A 16239-nucleotide genomic window follows, 5' to 3' on the forward strand; every position below is an offset into this window, starting at 1 on the left:
GCTCCTTTAGGCGTTGTACCAGCCTGCTTGTTGCATTTTGTCTTCCATCCAATGACGGGCTTTGATAATTTCAATCAGCGGCTCATCGGCTTTTTCTGTCCACATTTCAATCAGGAAGGAACCGCGGTAATTTAAACGTTTTAATAATTTGAATAAATTAACAAAATCTACGCAGCCTTCGCCGAAAGGCACATCACGAAATTGGCCTTTGCAGGTTTCGGTCACTGCATACGTATCTTTTAAGTGAATCGCTGCGACGTGTTCAATTCCTTGGGTGAATTCTTTTTCGACATCATTACCCCACGCGGTTAAGTTACCGACATCAGGATACACACTGAACCAAGGTGAGCGAATCTTATCGGAAAGCGTTTGCCATTTGCTAATGGAATTCATAAAAGGCGTATCCATGATTTCCACTGCACACATCACTTGAGAGGCGGCCGCAATTTCACTGACCCATTGCATGCCTTTTTCGAAATTGGCAATCGTTTCGGCATCTTGTTCTTCATAGTAAACGTCATAACCCGCGAGCTGGATAGTACGAATGCCTAAGTCTTGAGCGAGCTTAATGGCTTTTTCCATTAAGGTATAGGCCATCATACGGGTGGCTTCATCATGGCTACCGAAAGGAAAGCGGCGATGGCCAGATAAACACATACTTGGAATGCGAATGCCTGTTTCTTGAATGGCTCTAACAACTTCCAGGCGTTCTGCGATGCTCCAGTCTAACCGAGCTAGACGTTCGTCAGTTTCATCTACTGACATTTCCACAAAATCGTAACCCGCAGATTTTGCGATAACTAATTTTTCTAACCAACTGCTGTTTTTCGGTAATGCTTTTTCATAAATACCAATTGGATGCTTGCGCATGGTTTTCCCCTTGAAAAATTAACTTTGTGTCGATGCTTTATTAAGGCGTTGGTTGCGGTTCATCGCACGTTTAGCACTCCATTTTTCTTTGAAGAACTTGAATGCTAATGCCAAGATGAGCGTGATCCCCCAAACAGCGAGGTTAAAGTGCAGGCTCACGCCTAGCAGGCTTAAACCTGTCGCAATGACCTGTAAAACTAATAAGGCACAGAACACTCGGCTAACCTTACCAACTCCCCCAAATGGGTTAGTTCCACCTAATACGATGGCAAGAATGGTGAGCAGTAAATAGGAATCTCCGTAGCCCATACGTGCAGAGTTAAAGCGAGCCATCATGATTAGCCCAGCTAACACACATAACAGACTAGAAATGGTGTATATCGCAATCATCACACGGTCGGTACGAATACCGCTGAACCACGTTGCATTGATATTACTGCCACTCATATAAATATTTTTACCTAGCCGCGTACAGCCTAGAAAAAGCGCTAACAGAATTGCGGTAACGATGAAAATAATCATCGCGATTGGCACCCCAAGCACGGTATCGGAGCCAATGGCACGAACAATGGGCGGCATGCCACTGAGTGCCGCTCCTTTGGTGAGGTAAACGCCAATACCGCTGATAATCGTCATGGTGCCGAGAGTGACTAGAATAGGGTGCGCCCCGATGTGGGAGATCATCAGTCCCGTTAAGCTACCAATAATGACCGCAATTACGGTTGCGCCAATTAATGCGAAGACTAACCACATCAGCTGTGTACCCGTTCCTGCATCCACCGGAAGGTAATTGATAAACACCCAAGCCATAAACAGGCCGGTTAAGTTAGCGGTACTAATAATTGCAAGGTTTAAGCCGCCACTTAACATAGGTACAAACATGGCAAAGGTAAGTAAGCCCAATTCAGGTAACTGAAAAGTGATACTTAAAAACGTGTTTTGGGTAAAAAAGTGACCTGGCATGGCAATACTAAATGCGGCGATAGCCAGAACAAAGATTGAAAGCAGTCCGATAACAGAGCCATCAATTTTAAAAAAAGCATTTTTTTTCATGGTGATATTCCTGTTAAACAAAACCTACGTCCGTCTCTTTACGTTTTTTGTAGTGAGTAATACAAATCGCAATGAGAATAACCAGCCCAATGACGATATTGACGAAGTAGTTTGAAACACCAATCAGGTTTAGGCCGTTTTTCAAGATACCAATCAGGAAAACGCCCATTAGTGTACCTATCACAGAGCCTCGTCCACCGGATAAACTGGCGCCACCTAATACAGCTGCAGCAAGCACATCCAGCTCTCCGCCCACAAGGGCACTCGGTACCACTTCGCTCATTCGGTAGGTTTGCAACATGCCGCCAATCGCCGCCATTGCACCAAGGTAGCCATAGGCAAACAAGTAAATCACTGAAACACGGATACCAATACGAGATGCAGATTCTTGACTTCCGCCTACAGCGTATAACTGACGGCCGATGTGGGTTTTATTCATCAAAATCCACGTTAAGAAGGCAATGCCAAGCATCACAATTAACGGCAAGCCAACTTGGTAATATTCGCCATCCACTTCAAAAGGCAAGATAGTCACAGGGTCAACCCACCAATCAGGCAAGTCATAAATACTGTGCCCATTGGTTAACCACATCAGCATCCCAAACAGCAGTGATTGCATACTAATGGTGATAATGATCGACACAACATTCAGCGAATAAATCAAAATGGCATTGATTAATCCAAAGGCGATACCGATGATAATCGCTAATGTGATACTGACCGCAGGGCTTGCAATAAAACCTTGTAATAACCAAGTCGCAATCACGTATTGCACTACGGAAGCCACAGCAGCAAACGAAATATCAATGCCCCCAGTGACAAGAACCACAAATAAGCCCAAGGCGAAAATACCCGTCACCGCATAGCTTTCACTGAGGTCGAGTAAATTTTGAATAGTCAGAAATTGCGGGCTCATCAATGTGAAGAACACCACCATGATAAGAATGACCCAAGTCAGCCAGCCTTCGACAGATTGTGGTCGTAATTTTTGCCAATTAGCCATTGATGATTTCCTCCAATTGTTGCTCATTGATGGAATCTGTCACAATTTCTTTGACGATAGAGCCTTGTTTCATATGTAAAATTCTGTCGCAATTGTAATAAGCTTCGGAGGCTTCATCGGTAATTAATAAAATAGAGATACCGACACCTGACAAACGGTGAATGAGTTTGTAAATACTGTCTTTTGCACCGATATCGACGCCAACGGTTGGCGAATCTAAAATCAGTACTTTAGGGCGTGTTAAAATCCATTTGGCAAGTACCACTTTTTGCTGGTTACCGCCTGAAAGTGTTGAAAGGGCGTTATTTGGGTCGGTGACTTTAATATCTAAGTCGGCTATCCACTCTTGTACGATGTCTTGGCACTGTTTTTCATCGATTAAATGCCATGGTGTTTTGAGTCGATCAAGAATCGAAATCACCATATTGTCTGCGATGGATTGCTGTAAGATAGCGCCTAAAGTCAGGCGGTCTTCAGATACATAACCAATACCACGCTTAATAGCGTCGGTGTTATTTTTTAACTTAACAGGCTTGCCTTCGATGAATAATTCGCCGCTGTCTGGATGGGTAATGCCAAACAACGATAGCGCTAATTCGGTGCGGCCTGAACCAAGCAAACCACATAAACCTAATACTTCGCCGCGTTTTAAATTTAAGTTGATATCACGATATTGGCCAGCTCGACTGAGGTTTTTTATCTCGAGTACCGTGCGTCGGTCTTCCGCGTTATTTGGTGGCTTACGTTCATGGACAATGTCTAAGCCAGTCATTAATTCAGTAATTTTGCGTGTAGTTAAGCCTTCAGCAGGCCATGTCCCAATTTTTTGACCATCACGGATCACGGTGATGCGGTCAGAGATCTCTTTGACTTCTTCTAGTCGATGACTCACAAAAACAACGGTAATTCCCTTATCTTTTAGGTAATTAACTGTTGAGAGTAGTTGGTTGACTTCTGTACGGGTCAATGAAGCCGTTGGTTCATCCATAATCACCAGACGTGCATCAGCGACTAAGGCTCGGCAGATAGCAACTTGTTGGCGTTGAGCAATGGGTAAGAATTGTACCGGTGTGTCAGGGTCAATGGTGAAAGCCAACTCATTGAGGATTTCTAACGCTTTTTCGCGCAGTTGTTTTTTGCGAAACCAGCCAAAATAGCCTTTGAGATTCAGCTCAAAAGCGATATTTTCGGCAACGGTTAAATTAGGAAATAACGACAAATCTTGGTAGATAACTTGTACACCTAATTCACGGGCTTTATCTGGCGTCAGCCGATGATAGCTTTTTCCATCAATTTCAATTTTGCTACCGTCATCAGGGGCATAGACACCACTGATGGTTTTAATTAATGTGCTTTTCCCACACCCATTGGTGCCTGCTAAACAGTGCACTTCACCTTTGTTGAGCGTCAAATCGATATTGCGTAATGCACGGTGACCACCGAAGCTTTTGGAAAGGTCTCGCAAGGTAATGAGTGGATCGGATTTGTCAGCTTTTGAGGTGCTTGTCATAAGTACAATTCCTACTGCAAATAAATTGGTGTTGGCTTGTTCGTGATGAGTTCGAGCTGCTGTGTTAGTACAGGCAACTCGAACTCAAAGAACATAAAATTTAATATATTGATAAATATTGTATTTTTGTTGTGAATGTTATTTTAACAGGGTGAAATTACAGACCGACTTCGACTAATTTTTTAGTATTTTCAATATTCAAATTAACGGGGTTATCACTCAAAATGGTGTTACCACTGACTTTGATTTCACCCATATCACCAATAGACACGCCATCTTTAATTTCTTCACCATTCATCATGGCAGTTGCAACCTGTACAAATACTTGTCCTGCGACTTTTGGATTGGAAATATAGCCGCCATCAATTGCACCTTTTTCCAGTAATTTGATGCCTTGGCCTGGCGTAAATGTCCCGAATACACAGGTTTCATCATTTTTGCGGCGTTTATCAATGGCACGGCCTGCACCGATAGGGCCTTGTGAACCAAATGACATGATACCTTTTAAGTCTTTGTGTTTAGATAATAAATCATTGGCTGTACGCATTGAGTCGTCAACGGATTCGGCAACACCAAAGCGGTCATCGACCATTTGCATTTTCGGGTAGTTTGCTTTTTGGTAAGCAATTGCCGCGTCTGCCCATTCGTTCACTAATGGTACTGTCAGGCTTCCTACAAACATGGCATATTTGCCTTCTTCGCCCATGCATGCCGCCATATCTCTCATATGGTTAGCCCCCATACTTTGGGTATCAAGTAATTCAAAGTCCCAATCTGCATTTTTTTGGTCTGGTGATTCGTGGGTAATGACTTTAATTCCAGCGTCTTGAGCTCGCTTTAATACAGGTTCAAGAACTTTAGCGTCGTTAGGGACAACGCCAATGACATCTACTTTTTTGGCGATTAAATCTTCGATAGCACGAACTTGTTCCGCAGGGTCAGCGGTTGTTGGGCCAACTTGGAAGGCGTTTACTCCCAGTTTTTTGCCTTCTTCAGTAATACCTTGTTCCATAACATTAAACCAAGGAATACCACCGACTTTCACGACGACACCCATGGTAAAGGGCTTTTGTGCTTTTTGTGATTCAGCCATCGCGACATTTGAAAATAGTGCAACGCTCATTAAACAAGGTAAAACTAGCTTCTTCATGTTCATAGTTGTATTCCTTAGTGTAGATGGATACTAAATCAAGAATTTTTATTTTTAGAAATAATGAATTTCTCATATTTAGATATGCCTATAATTAAGTGCTAGGAATTATGAGTAAATAATATCCCTGCACTTATTTAATACAGAAAATAAAATGGAACTTATTATTTTTACTTACATTACAGCTATATAATTTTTATTTTTATAAATTATTTGTCACACTCGATAATTTTAAGATTAGAGAATTGTTTTTGAAAATTATTATCATTTAGTTTGTTTGTAATTAATACGTCAATATCATCAAATGTACAAACCTGACTAAATGCATACTTTCCTAATTTACTATTATCCGCGAGCAAAACTTTATTTTCAGAAACCTGTAACATAATATTTTTTAATTTTGAGTTTATTTCACTGCCATCGCGAATACCATTTTCGATATTGAATCCTTGGCATGAAAGAAATAAGGTTTTTATCTGAAAGCTACGAATAATACTTTCTGCAATTGGGCCATGAAAATCATCATGACGTTCTGAATATTCCCCACCAATACCAATAACACGAACTCGGTCACGGCAGGCCAACGCTTGGATAATTTTGACCGAGTTTGTCACCACAGTGATGTCGATATCGGGTATTTGCCGTGCTAGAAACCAGCAAGTACTGCTGTTATCTAGCATAATACAGTCACCAGGCTGAATTAATTTTAGTGCAGCCTTCGAAATTTTCATTTTGGCATCAGGATGTTCTTCAGTTCTTTTACGAAAAGACTCTGCGCCATCAACCATTTGACTGAGTTTGACCGAAGATGGCATAACATTCACCATCGGCATTTCTTCTTGGTCGATGGCCACCGCGCCTCCAAAGCTACGGATGATCCTGTTTTCTCGCTCAAGAGTCGTCAAATCACGACGAATAGTTTCTTGAGACACGAGACATAATTGAGCTAAATCACGTACCAATGCCGAACCATTCTGCGAAACATGAGAACATATTAATTTATGGCGTTCGGCTTGTAACATATTTAGCTCCTATTATTTCCACGATATTTATTCTGCCCGTGTTGCTTTTTTTTTGTCGTGATTGGATTCAAGTAATCTCTTTTTGAAAAAAACAAAGCCGATTAAAGTGACTTTGATCTTCATTTTATGAATTTAATATAATTTTATTACATAATAATTAGACTCATATCACTATATTGGCGGTGTCTTTTTGTTTTTCTCACAATAAACAAAAAATATTGGGCTAACTCGGTCAATTAACCACATCTTGGTGGTGACTTTATTTGACTGAGTATGACCGATTATGCCTGAGTTAGGCTGTTTTGTTGCGAGTTTGTAAAGTGAGGTGCTTTTTAAATGGCCTAAATCTGTTTACCTTAATAGGTAGATATAGGTTATCAACACACAAAAAACATCACCATAATAAATTTTTGTTGTTGATATTAAAGCATATTTTAGCAAGCTAGGGAGTTGTTATGTTAGAACAATTGAAACAACAGGTTTTTGAAGCGAATCTCGCCTTACCCAAACATAACCTAGTAACTTTTACTTGGGGTAATGTGAGTGGTATTGACCGTGAAGCTGGGTTAATGGTGATAAAACCTTCTGGCGTTGACTATGAAACCATGAAAGCAGAGGACATGGTGGTGGTCTCGTTGGAAAGTGGAGAAGTGGTAGAAGGGAAATATCGACCTTCTTCAGATACTGACACGCATTTGGCGCTGTACCAAGCATTCCCTGAAATTGGCGGTATTGTTCATACTCACTCCCGTCATGCCACTATTTGGGCTCAAGCAGGGCAGCCATTGAGTGCATTAGGGACAACCCACGCTGATTATTTCTATGGTGAAATCCCTTGTACCCGTAAAATGACAGAAAGTGAAATTGAAGGGGATTATGAAAGAGAAACAGGCCATGTGATCATCGAAACCTTTAAGGAAAAAGGGCTGTCAGCAAAAGATATTCCAGCGGTATTAGTGAATAGCCATGGCCCATTTGCTTGGGGAACAAGCCCCGATAATGCAGTGCATAATGCCGTGGTATTAGAAGAAATTGCCTATATGAATTTATTTACCCGTCAATTAAGTTCACAAATAGGTTCAATGCAACAAGTATTATTAGATAAACACTATTTACGTAAACACGGTAAAAATGCGTATTACGGACAAAAATAAAGCAGTTAAAAATTCATTGAATAAAACTGGCGAACAAAAGTAATTATTGATTTTATAACCAATAACGGATTTTTTCGTCAATAAAATAGCCACAATAAATAGGCTATGTGGCTATTTTACTATTTATTAAATACAGCCATCACTCAGGTTTATTTTATTAAGCCTGTGGTTGTTTATATAACAAGTGAATTTATTTAAACTAAGTATATTTCTCTAAGTTGCTTAATATCATTATTTGTGAATTTAAGTTCATTTTTAATATAGTTTTCTACAGAGCCGGATATTTCTTCCATCGTATTAAATACCTCTATAATAAATGATTCTTGAGTATCAATCAGTGAAAGTAAATAATCCAGTACATTTTTGTCTTGAGTTATTTTCCGATATCCTGCCATTTTAATTTCGTTACGTTCAAGCCGGTTAAAATGGGTGAGCATATAGTCCTGCACAATGGTTTCTTTCGGAACACCTAACATGGAAAGTACCAGTAATGCGCCATAACCGGTTCGATCTTTTCCGCCGCGGCAATGCTGAATATTTGGGGCATTATGACTATCTAATAAGACTTCTATCATTTGCTTAAAGGCGGATTTTGACTTATCACTCACTACAAATTGGCGATATTGTTCTAATATTTGTAACCCATCGCCGTTAATCATCTCTTTCGGAATATGCTGGATAACACTTTCGATTAACGCTTTATCTTCATTATCTGGTGATGCGGCAAATTGTGCTGCTAATTCAGCAGTTTGAGCCGTTGCATCAAGATGGTAGGTTTTCTTTTCACCAACATGGCAATTGGGCGATTTATTAATTTCATTTTGAGTACGATAATCGATAATGCTGTTAATCCCTAGATGGGAAATATAATTTACCGCTTGTTCATTCAAATTAAATAGATGGTTGGAACGGTATAACATTCCCCATTTCACCTGTTTTCCGTCTGTTGTGGTATAACCCCCAAAATCACGGAAGTTATTTAATCCCTCAATAGGTAATGTTCTTTCAGCGAATAATTTACGTCCATTGGCATTTTGTAAAATAAAATAGATGCGTTGTTTAGCATTTAATGGGTCTTGAACTGTAATGGTATTCTCTAATTTATCTGTAATGAAATTCTCAGGATAAACCTGAGTATCAGGTTTATCCGTCCAATATAATGCCAGAGGAGAGGATGGAATTTCACTAAACTTTATTTCGAGTGTTGATTCATTCACTCTGTTGACTTCGATTTCCATATATTTCCCTTTATCATCCTAAAATTCCGAACACGGAACAAACAACACCTAAAACCATAATGGCAACAATGAGTGCAACGGTATGTTTTCCTTGAAATTTACGAACAAGGAAGAAAATACCGAGTGCAAAGAGAAGGGTGAGTAAGTTAGGTATTACCTTGTCAAACATCTCTTGTACTTTGATAGATTGTTCACCGACGGCGATGGTTAGCGGAGTGGAAAGCTTAACGGTCGTTGCTATCAAGGAACCTAGGACCATGACCCCGACAACGTTCGCTATATTAGTAATTCGCTGAATAATATTTGATTTTTTCGATTGCTCGATTAAATCAACGCCTTTGTTATAGCCATAATGAATAAAGAAATATTTGGTACCGATATTGACGATATTAAACAGAATAAACATTAATATAGGGCCGATAATATTACCTTGCAGCGCAAATGCGGCTCCGATGCTGCCGCAAATGGGCAGCCATGTAAATTTTAATAAGCTATCACCAAGACCTGCAAATGGCCCCATCAAACCAGCTTTTACAGAAACGACCGCCTCTTTTTCTTCTTCTGTTGTTTTTTCTTCTAATGCTGCGGTGACACCGAGAATTAATGCACCTGCGTTAATTTGTGTATTAAAAAACTCGAAGTGGCGTTGCATGGCTTTAATACGTGTTTCTTGATCTGCTTTTTCATAAAGTTTATCGAGAACGGGTACCATACAATGAGCAAAACCAATTGTTTGCAGTTTTTCGTAGTTGTATGAGAATGACATGGTTTGAATTCGCCAAAACATACCATTAAGCTCTTTTTTCGTGAGTTTTTTATTTTCAGAGGTGGTTATTTCACTCATAGGTCATACTCCTCTTCTTCATTTTTATGGGAAGTTGGTGCTGTTTTTTCTTCTGGTGTTTGGCGCAAGCTGTTGGCAAATGCCATGTCATAAAGCACAGCAAATGCCAGAGCGATAAAAGTAATTGGGATAATTGGTAGTTTTAAATAGGTTGTGAGCATAAAACCGAGCAGAAAGAAAAACCACATTCTGCCTTTAAGCAACATGAGTAACAGAATACAGATACCGACAGCAGGGATCAGTTTAGATGCGACACCCATACCGGTAAGAATACTTTCAGGTACGGCATTTAATATGCTATTGACTAAGTCACTACCAAAATAAACCGCAATAAAGCAGGGAATGGCACGAATAAAAAACCACAGTGGCGTCGAGAAATAATGCACTTTTGTTAGGCCGCTGTAGTTGCCATCAAGAATGGATTTACTGGCCCAGACATTTAAAAAACTAGCAAAAGAACGCCAGATAATCAGTAATTGCTGACATAGAATAGAGACAGGTACGGCAAGAGCGATACCCGCTGCAATTCCGCCATTGGAAGCAATACCGAGCGCAACTCCAATAATTGAACCGGCGATAATATCGGGTGCAGAATAAGCACCAACATTACCAATTCCCATCCACATTAATTCTAATGTGGCGCTAATGGCTAACCCTTGAACCATATCGCCCATGATAATACCGGCCACAGTACCGGTGAGTAATGGGCGTCTTAGCATTTGCGGACCGACATCATCCAATGAGCAAATACCTGCCCAAATCGCAATTAAAATGGCCTCTACCAACATAATAGGCTCCTCACTTATTGAGTGAAAATAAGTATGATTAGATGAATTAATTGAGTAATGTTTTTAATTCAACAATGGGATCTTTAGGAACCATTTGAATTTCAACAGTAACGTTATTGTTGATGAGCGACCTAAAGGCTTGTTCTTCATCTGGTGTCACAGCAACCGCACGAGATAAATTACGACGGCCCTCTTGCATGCGCATTCCGCCGACATTCAGTTTTTCCAATTTTAAGCCACTTTCGACGAGCCTATTCACATCAATACTGTTAGTAAACAGCAACATAGTGCGGCGTTTAATTTCTGCTTTTTTTAAGACTTCAATGAATTTATCGACACCAAAAACGACGACTTTTAGATCTGGTGGCGCCGCCATAGTAAGAACGGATTGTTGAACGGTGTCATTGGCAACTTTGTCGTTGACGATAATCACCTGCTCAATATCAAAATTTTTAACCCAAGTAGTAATAACTTGGCCGTGGATAAGTCTGTCATCAATTCGGGCAACATTAATTGGCATGGGATTCTCCTAAAGTTCGCTATCGTTTTGTGCTAATGGTTTAAGTTGTTCACCGACATTAATGCAACTATCAGGGAATACATCATTAATGACTTGATGAAGTTCATGTAAAGGAAGGTCTCGGTTGCTGAGTATTTCGAGAAAAGTCGGAACGTTGATTCCGCAGTACAGCACGACATCATTTTGAGTAATAACGAGCTCACTGGCTAAATTGCAAGGAGAACCGCCTAATAAATCGACCAAAATTAAAACGCCATTGCCTTTATTAACATGCTGATATGTTTCAAATAAATGTTTTTTTACCTCATTAATATTGCTTTCTCTTTGAATCGAAATCACGCTGATATCTTCTTGCGAGCCGATCAGCATTTCAGCACATTCCAATAATCCTTGTGCAAAAGGCCCATGGCTAGCCAGTATGATAGGTATTTGAGAGCTCATTTTTTCCCCTTGTATTTATCTTTTTTATTTTAGTAATAAAATTACTTTTATATATTTATTTTAAAGTAACAATATCACAAAAAATAGGAATGAAAAGAGGGAGCTTTCTACAATGGGTCATTTTTGTGAGCAAGATCGAAGTGGCTACTCAGAGCCACATAGGCGATATTAAGAAGGAGAAAGCCGATCAGTTATTGCTATTTAGACGAGTAAAGCGTTCCGCACGAGTGTTAATTTGTTTTTGAATTCTTTCATCATACTGTTTGATAAATAAGTTAGTAATCAACATATTAATTACAGTGAGTTGGGATATTTTTGAGCGAATGGGGATGATCCTTGAAATATTTTCAGTCGATATTGTATGCAAGATAGTCTCAGCTAAGGTTGATACTGAACTTTGTCCCATTTTTGTGATAGCAATGGTCGGAACTTTCAATTCTCTGGCTAGGGTGAGTAGCTTGATACATTCATGGTTTTCACCGGAATGAGATATGACAATGACAAGATCGTTCTGATCTAACGTATTCACGATACTAAATTGAATGCTGTAATCAAGGTGACAATTAACATCTTTCTTTATTTTAATTAGTTGATATTCAAATTCTTTTGCAACTAATCCACTACTACCAGCACCATAAATTACAATTTTTTTACTCTTGCTAATTAACTCATTTGCTTGCTTAAAGGCATTTAAATTAACCAAAGCACATGTTTCTTCTATGGATGATTTTTCAATCAGTCCTACTTTGTGATTAACGGTTTCCATCGAGTCATTAATATCAATATCTTCTTGCAGTAGGGTGCCGTAAGATTTGTGATTAATCGATGAAATTAAATCAATTTTTAGGTCACTAAAACCTTGGTAGCCTAACTTATGACATAGGCGCAAAATAGTTGTGGTACTGACCTTATTTTCTTGGGCAAGGGATTGAATGCTAATACTTTGCATGTTTTTCTTATTAGCAATAATGTACTCAGCGACTTGTTTTTCTTTGGTGGAAAGGCTGTCTCTGGCCTCTCTAAGTTTTAGGTCTATCATTATTTACCCTGCTAATAAATTAAAATTTGCCATCACGAAACGGATCCTACCATATCCTAAAAATAGGGAAATGGTGACTTTTCTTTATTGGGTTCATGTCACGATAAATGGGTTTATGGCTCAGGCTAGAAAGTCAGGTTGGTAGGGGAAAATTAATAAATATAAATAGTTAGTGATATCCCTATTGCCTAACGATGGCCTAAGCAATAGGGAATAGTTTGTTTTTAAAGTGTGACGCCCATTTTGAAAATTGCTAATTCACGAAAGTCATTGATTTCATTTTTGGTGTGCTCACCATTAACGGTTTTCACAACAAGCTGAATGAAGTCATCTAATAACTGATCCATGGATTTTCCTGTTAATAGGGCACCCGCATTGAAGTCAATCCAATGGGGTTTTTTGGCGGCTAACTCATTATTAGTCGCAATTTTCATGGTGGGAACAAAGCCACCGTATGGTGTGCCGCGACCGGTTGTAAATAACACCATATGACAGCCTGCTGCACCTAAGGCACTGGTCGCAATGGCATCATTACCCGGTGCACTTAACAAGTTGAACCCTGGGGTTGTCAGGCGCTCTCCGTATTTTAAAACATCCATTACTTGGCTAGTGCCTGCTTTTTGTGTGCAGCCGAGGGATTTTTCTTCGAGTGTCGAAATACCACCGGCTTTATTCCCTGGAGATGGGTTTTCATAAATTGGCTGGTCATGGGCAATAAAATATTGTTTGAAGTCATTGATCATATTGACCGTTTTCTCAAACGTCGGTTCATCATGGCAGTGGTTCATTAGAATTTGTTCCGCGCCAAACATTTCAGGGACTTCCGTTAACACCGTGGTTCCGTTATGGCTGACTAAAAAATCAGAAAAACAGCCCAACAGTGGGTTAGCGGTGATGCCTGAAAGCCCATCAGATCCACCACATTCAAGGCCAAATTTCACTTCACTCAGTTTGCCTGCTTCACGTTTGTCCTGCTGTACGAATTGATAAAGCGTATTAAGGTGCTCGACACCGGCTTCAATTTCATCATCTAATTGTTGGCATACCATGAATTTCACGCGTTCATCATCATAGTCACCTAATGTTTCTTTAAAGGCGGCTACTTGATTGTTTTCACAGCCTAAACCAATGACTAGAACACCACCTGCGTTAGGGTGCTTAACCATATCTTGTAAAATAGTACGCGTTGTTAAATGGTCATCACCGAGCTGGGAACATCCTAAAGTATGGTTATACAGATAAACGCCATCAATATCAGAAGCACCATGATGTTGTTTATTAAAGCGCTCGATCATTTTTCTAGCGAGTGCATTCACGCAGCCAACGGTTGGGATCACCCAAATTTCATTGCGGATCGCGACATCACCGTTTGCTCGACGATAGATTTGCACATCTGGATCCGGCCGTGTAGCGGTAATTATGTTGTGTTCAGGGTGGTATTCATAGTCATTTAAGGCACTTAAATTGGTGGTGATATTGTGTGTATGAATATGCTCGCCAACGGTTATTTTCGTTGTTGCGTGGCCGATAGGCGCGCCATACTTCATGATATTTTCACCCGCTTCAATCGTATCTAGAGCAATTTTATGGCCGCGACCGATGTCCTGCTTTAATGCCACGGATTGGCCATCAACGCTGACAGTATCACCCGAGAGTCTATCGATTAAGGTAATGGCGACATTGTCATTCGGATGTATTTTTATTATATCTTTTATCATATTGCATTCTCTGGGTTGAAAATCGGATTCAGTGCGATCGGCTGCTTAGTGTCGATTTTTGGGTTGTCTAAATTTCAAACATTATACGATCTGGTTTATAACTTTTAAAGATGTTATACCAATTTATTGGAATTTATTTATCCGTGAACTTCTATTTAACCCATCACCATAAAATTTCGTTATACTGTGAGGCATTAGTGGCCAATGAGTCGGGTTGTTATATGAAAGGAGAAAATAATGAGCTCACAAGAGAGTGAACCGCGCCTATACCAACAAGTTGCGGCTCTGGTCAAAGAACGCATCGAAAATGATGAATACCCAGTTGGCACTAAATTGCCTGCAGAACGGTTACTTGCTGATGAAATGAAGGTGAGCCGTACGGTGATCCGTGAAGCTATCATTATGTTAGAAGTGGAAGGATATGTGGATGTACGTAAAGGATCTGGCATACACGTCATCAGTAATCGGTCTAATAACTCAGTCAATACAGAAACCGGATTAGAATTTAGTCGTTGTGGGCCATTTGAGCTATTACAAGCAAGGCAACTGATTGAAAGCCACATCGCCGAATTTGCCGCGAGCCAAGCCACGAAAGAAGATATTTTAAAATTGGTTGATATTCAAAAGCATGCTCGTAAAGAGGATCGTTTTCGCGACTCAACATGGGATCTCGCTTTTCACATGCAAATTGCCGCGTCGACCCATAACAGTGCGATGGTGGTGATTGTTGAGCAAATGTGGAGCCAACGCTTACGTAATCCTTACTGGCTCAAGCTTCATGAGCACATTGATAACCGTTCGATTGAGAGCTGGTGTGATGAGCACGACCAAATTTTACAGGCGTTAGCGCGTCGAGACCCGAAAGGGGCGCGGCAAGCCATGTGGCAACATTTGGAAAATACCAAAAAAATGTTGTTCAATGCGACCAGTGATGACTTTGAATTCACTATGGATCGCTACTTCTTCGCAGATAGCCCAACGATGGATGATAACAGCTAGTTATTCTTCATCATCCTCAGAGATCTGCTTCAGCGCGGGGAGATTAACTAAAATAATTTTCCCGTATTTTGCATCAATCCAACCGAGTTTTTCCCATGCAACTAAACGCTTATTGATGGTTTGCCGTGTGGTATTAATGATGGTCGCCAAGTCATCTTGTGTCAGGTATAGGCTCAATTGAATCCCCTTTTCATGAGGTTCACCATAACCTTCCGCTAAGCTCAATAAGCGCTTGGCCAGCCGGGCGGAAACAGACAATAAGGCGCTGTCATTGATAATGGTAAAGGCGTTACGAATCACTTTGCAGAGCAAAATATTCAGAAATTGGTAAAAAACGGGGTGCTTTTCCAAGATCATGGCTAAATCTTTCGGTGATATCGTCAGTAAAATGGTTGGGCTGATTGCTTTAGCATCATGGGTGCGCGCTGACTTATCTAGCATGGCAATTTCGCCAAACCAATTGCCAGGTGAAAGATAGCGAAATACACATTCACGACCATCTGAGGATATCGAACTCACTTTTACTGAGCCTTGAATCACCGCATATAGACCACGTGCAGGGTCACCTTGATAGTGGACCATTTCACCATCAGGATAGAAGCGTAATGTGGCGCATGTCATTAAGATGGAAATTAAATAATCGGGTAAGTTACTAAACCAACTATTTGTTTTTAATATTTCAAGAATATTTTCATGCGTTAGAACTAATTGACTGTTTTGTACCGCAATGTTCATCTGAATGCTCCCTGCATGATTAGCTAACTTTATCATGACATTTGGTAGGGTTATGTTCAATCATGAACCGCCGTAATATTCGAGTAAACCTCACAAATAAGAAATAGAGTAATAGAAAACCCGAGCCATTTATTGCGGCTCGGGAGGGATTCAAA

The 16239-nt window shown here is 40.2% G+C and carries 16 protein-coding genes; 2 read left to right on the forward strand and 14 right to left on the reverse strand.

Annotated elements, in window-relative coordinates; translation table 11 throughout:
- Window positions 1-6 precede the first annotated feature (6 nt).
- The 6 genes from PSE72_RS12800 to PSE72_RS12825 form a co-directional block, all read right to left on the reverse strand.
- Window positions 7-870: an L-ribulose-5-phosphate 3-epimerase gene (locus PSE72_RS12800; RefSeq protein ID WP_115168013.1), complete on the reverse strand. Its 864-nt coding sequence runs from the start codon at window positions 868-870 to the stop codon at window positions 7-9.
- A gap of 18 nt (window positions 871-888) precedes the next feature.
- Entirely contained in the window at window positions 889-1923 is a 1035-nt protein-coding gene (locus PSE72_RS12805; RefSeq protein WP_004259206.1) for an ABC transporter permease, read from the reverse strand.
- Between the two features lie 13 nt (window positions 1924-1936).
- Window positions 1937-2926 (reverse strand): ABC transporter permease, encoded by a 990-nt coding sequence (locus PSE72_RS12810; RefSeq protein WP_004259203.1) that lies wholly within the window; start codon window positions 2924-2926, stop codon window positions 1937-1939.
- The gene (locus PSE72_RS12815; protein WP_004907876.1) at window positions 2919-4436 is read right to left on the reverse strand and encodes a sugar ABC transporter ATP-binding protein; all 1518 of its coding nucleotides are present in this window, start codon (window positions 4434-4436) and stop codon (window positions 2919-2921) included. The genes PSE72_RS12810 and PSE72_RS12815 overlap by 8 nt, the downstream gene beginning before the upstream one ends.
- 157 nt (window positions 4437-4593) lie before the next feature.
- The gene (locus tag PSE72_RS12820) at window positions 4594-5586 is read right to left on the reverse strand and encodes a substrate-binding domain-containing protein (protein ID WP_198641755.1); all 993 of its coding nucleotides are present in this window, start codon (window positions 5584-5586) and stop codon (window positions 4594-4596) included.
- A gap of 209 nt (window positions 5587-5795) precedes the next feature.
- Window positions 5796-6608 carry a DeoR/GlpR family DNA-binding transcription regulator gene (locus tag PSE72_RS12825; RefSeq protein WP_004907878.1) on the reverse strand — a complete coding sequence of 271 codons (813 nt, stop codon included), beginning with the start codon at window positions 6606-6608 and terminating at the stop codon, window positions 5796-5798.
- A 455-nt stretch (window positions 6609-7063) separates the two neighbouring features.
- Between PSE72_RS12825 and araD the strand changes: the two genes are divergently transcribed.
- A complete protein-coding gene (gene araD, locus PSE72_RS12830) occupies window positions 7064-7762 on the forward strand; it encodes an L-ribulose-5-phosphate 4-epimerase (RefSeq protein ID WP_115168011.1) in 699 nt (232 codons plus the stop codon).
- Window positions 7763-7956: 194 nt separating this feature from the next.
- On the opposite strand, the gene PSE72_RS12835 is transcribed toward araD, so the two are convergent.
- The 7 genes from PSE72_RS12835 to PSE72_RS12865 all read right to left on the reverse strand — a co-directional run bounded on the left by PSE72_RS12835 (window position 7957) and on the right by PSE72_RS12865 (window position 14350).
- Window positions 7957-9000, reverse strand: coding sequence for a tyrosine-protein phosphatase (locus tag PSE72_RS12835; protein ID WP_109912665.1), 1044 nt, complete (start codon window positions 8998-9000; stop codon window positions 7957-7959).
- A gap of 13 nt (window positions 9001-9013) precedes the next feature.
- The gene (locus PSE72_RS12840; RefSeq protein WP_115168010.1) at window positions 9014-9844 is read right to left on the reverse strand and encodes a PTS system mannose/fructose/sorbose family transporter subunit IID; all 831 of its coding nucleotides are present in this window, start codon (window positions 9842-9844) and stop codon (window positions 9014-9016) included.
- Complete coding sequence (locus tag PSE72_RS12845) at window positions 9841-10632, reverse strand: PTS mannose/fructose/sorbose/N-acetylgalactosamine transporter subunit IIC (protein WP_004907885.1); 792 nt, start codon at window positions 10630-10632, stop codon at window positions 9841-9843. Before PSE72_RS12845 ends, PSE72_RS12840 begins: the two co-directional genes overlap by 4 nt.
- A gap of 46 nt (window positions 10633-10678) precedes the next feature.
- Window positions 10679-11152, reverse strand: coding sequence for a PTS system mannose/fructose/N-acetylgalactosamine-transporter subunit IIB (locus PSE72_RS12850; RefSeq protein WP_109912664.1), 474 nt, complete (start codon window positions 11150-11152; stop codon window positions 10679-10681).
- A 9-nt stretch (window positions 11153-11161) separates the two neighbouring features.
- The gene (locus tag PSE72_RS12855) at window positions 11162-11593 is read right to left on the reverse strand and encodes a PTS sugar transporter subunit IIA (protein WP_109912663.1); all 432 of its coding nucleotides are present in this window, start codon (window positions 11591-11593) and stop codon (window positions 11162-11164) included.
- A gap of 187 nt (window positions 11594-11780) precedes the next feature.
- Entirely contained in the window at window positions 11781-12632 is an 852-nt protein-coding gene (locus tag PSE72_RS12860; RefSeq protein ID WP_109912662.1) for a MurR/RpiR family transcriptional regulator, read from the reverse strand.
- A gap of 224 nt (window positions 12633-12856) precedes the next feature.
- Entirely contained in the window at window positions 12857-14350 is a 1494-nt protein-coding gene (locus tag PSE72_RS12865) for a UxaA family hydrolase (RefSeq protein WP_115168009.1), read from the reverse strand.
- A 237-nt stretch (window positions 14351-14587) separates the two neighbouring features.
- Between PSE72_RS12865 and exuR the strand changes: the two genes are divergently transcribed.
- Window positions 14588-15349 carry a transcriptional regulator ExuR gene (gene exuR / locus PSE72_RS12870; RefSeq protein ID WP_115168008.1) on the forward strand — a complete coding sequence of 254 codons (762 nt, stop codon included), beginning with the start codon at window positions 14588-14590 and terminating at the stop codon, window positions 15347-15349.
- Here the strand turns inward: exuR and PSE72_RS12875 are convergent, their stop codons facing one another.
- Window positions 15350-16084: a Crp/Fnr family transcriptional regulator gene (locus PSE72_RS12875; RefSeq protein WP_227024198.1), complete on the reverse strand. Its 735-nt coding sequence runs from the start codon at window positions 16082-16084 to the stop codon at window positions 15350-15352.
- Window positions 16085-16239: the final 155 nt, after the last annotated feature.

The organism is Providencia sp. PROV116, from assembly GCF_028482485.1.
Classification (GTDB): Bacteria; Pseudomonadota; Gammaproteobacteria; order Enterobacterales; family Enterobacteriaceae; genus Providencia; species Providencia rettgeri.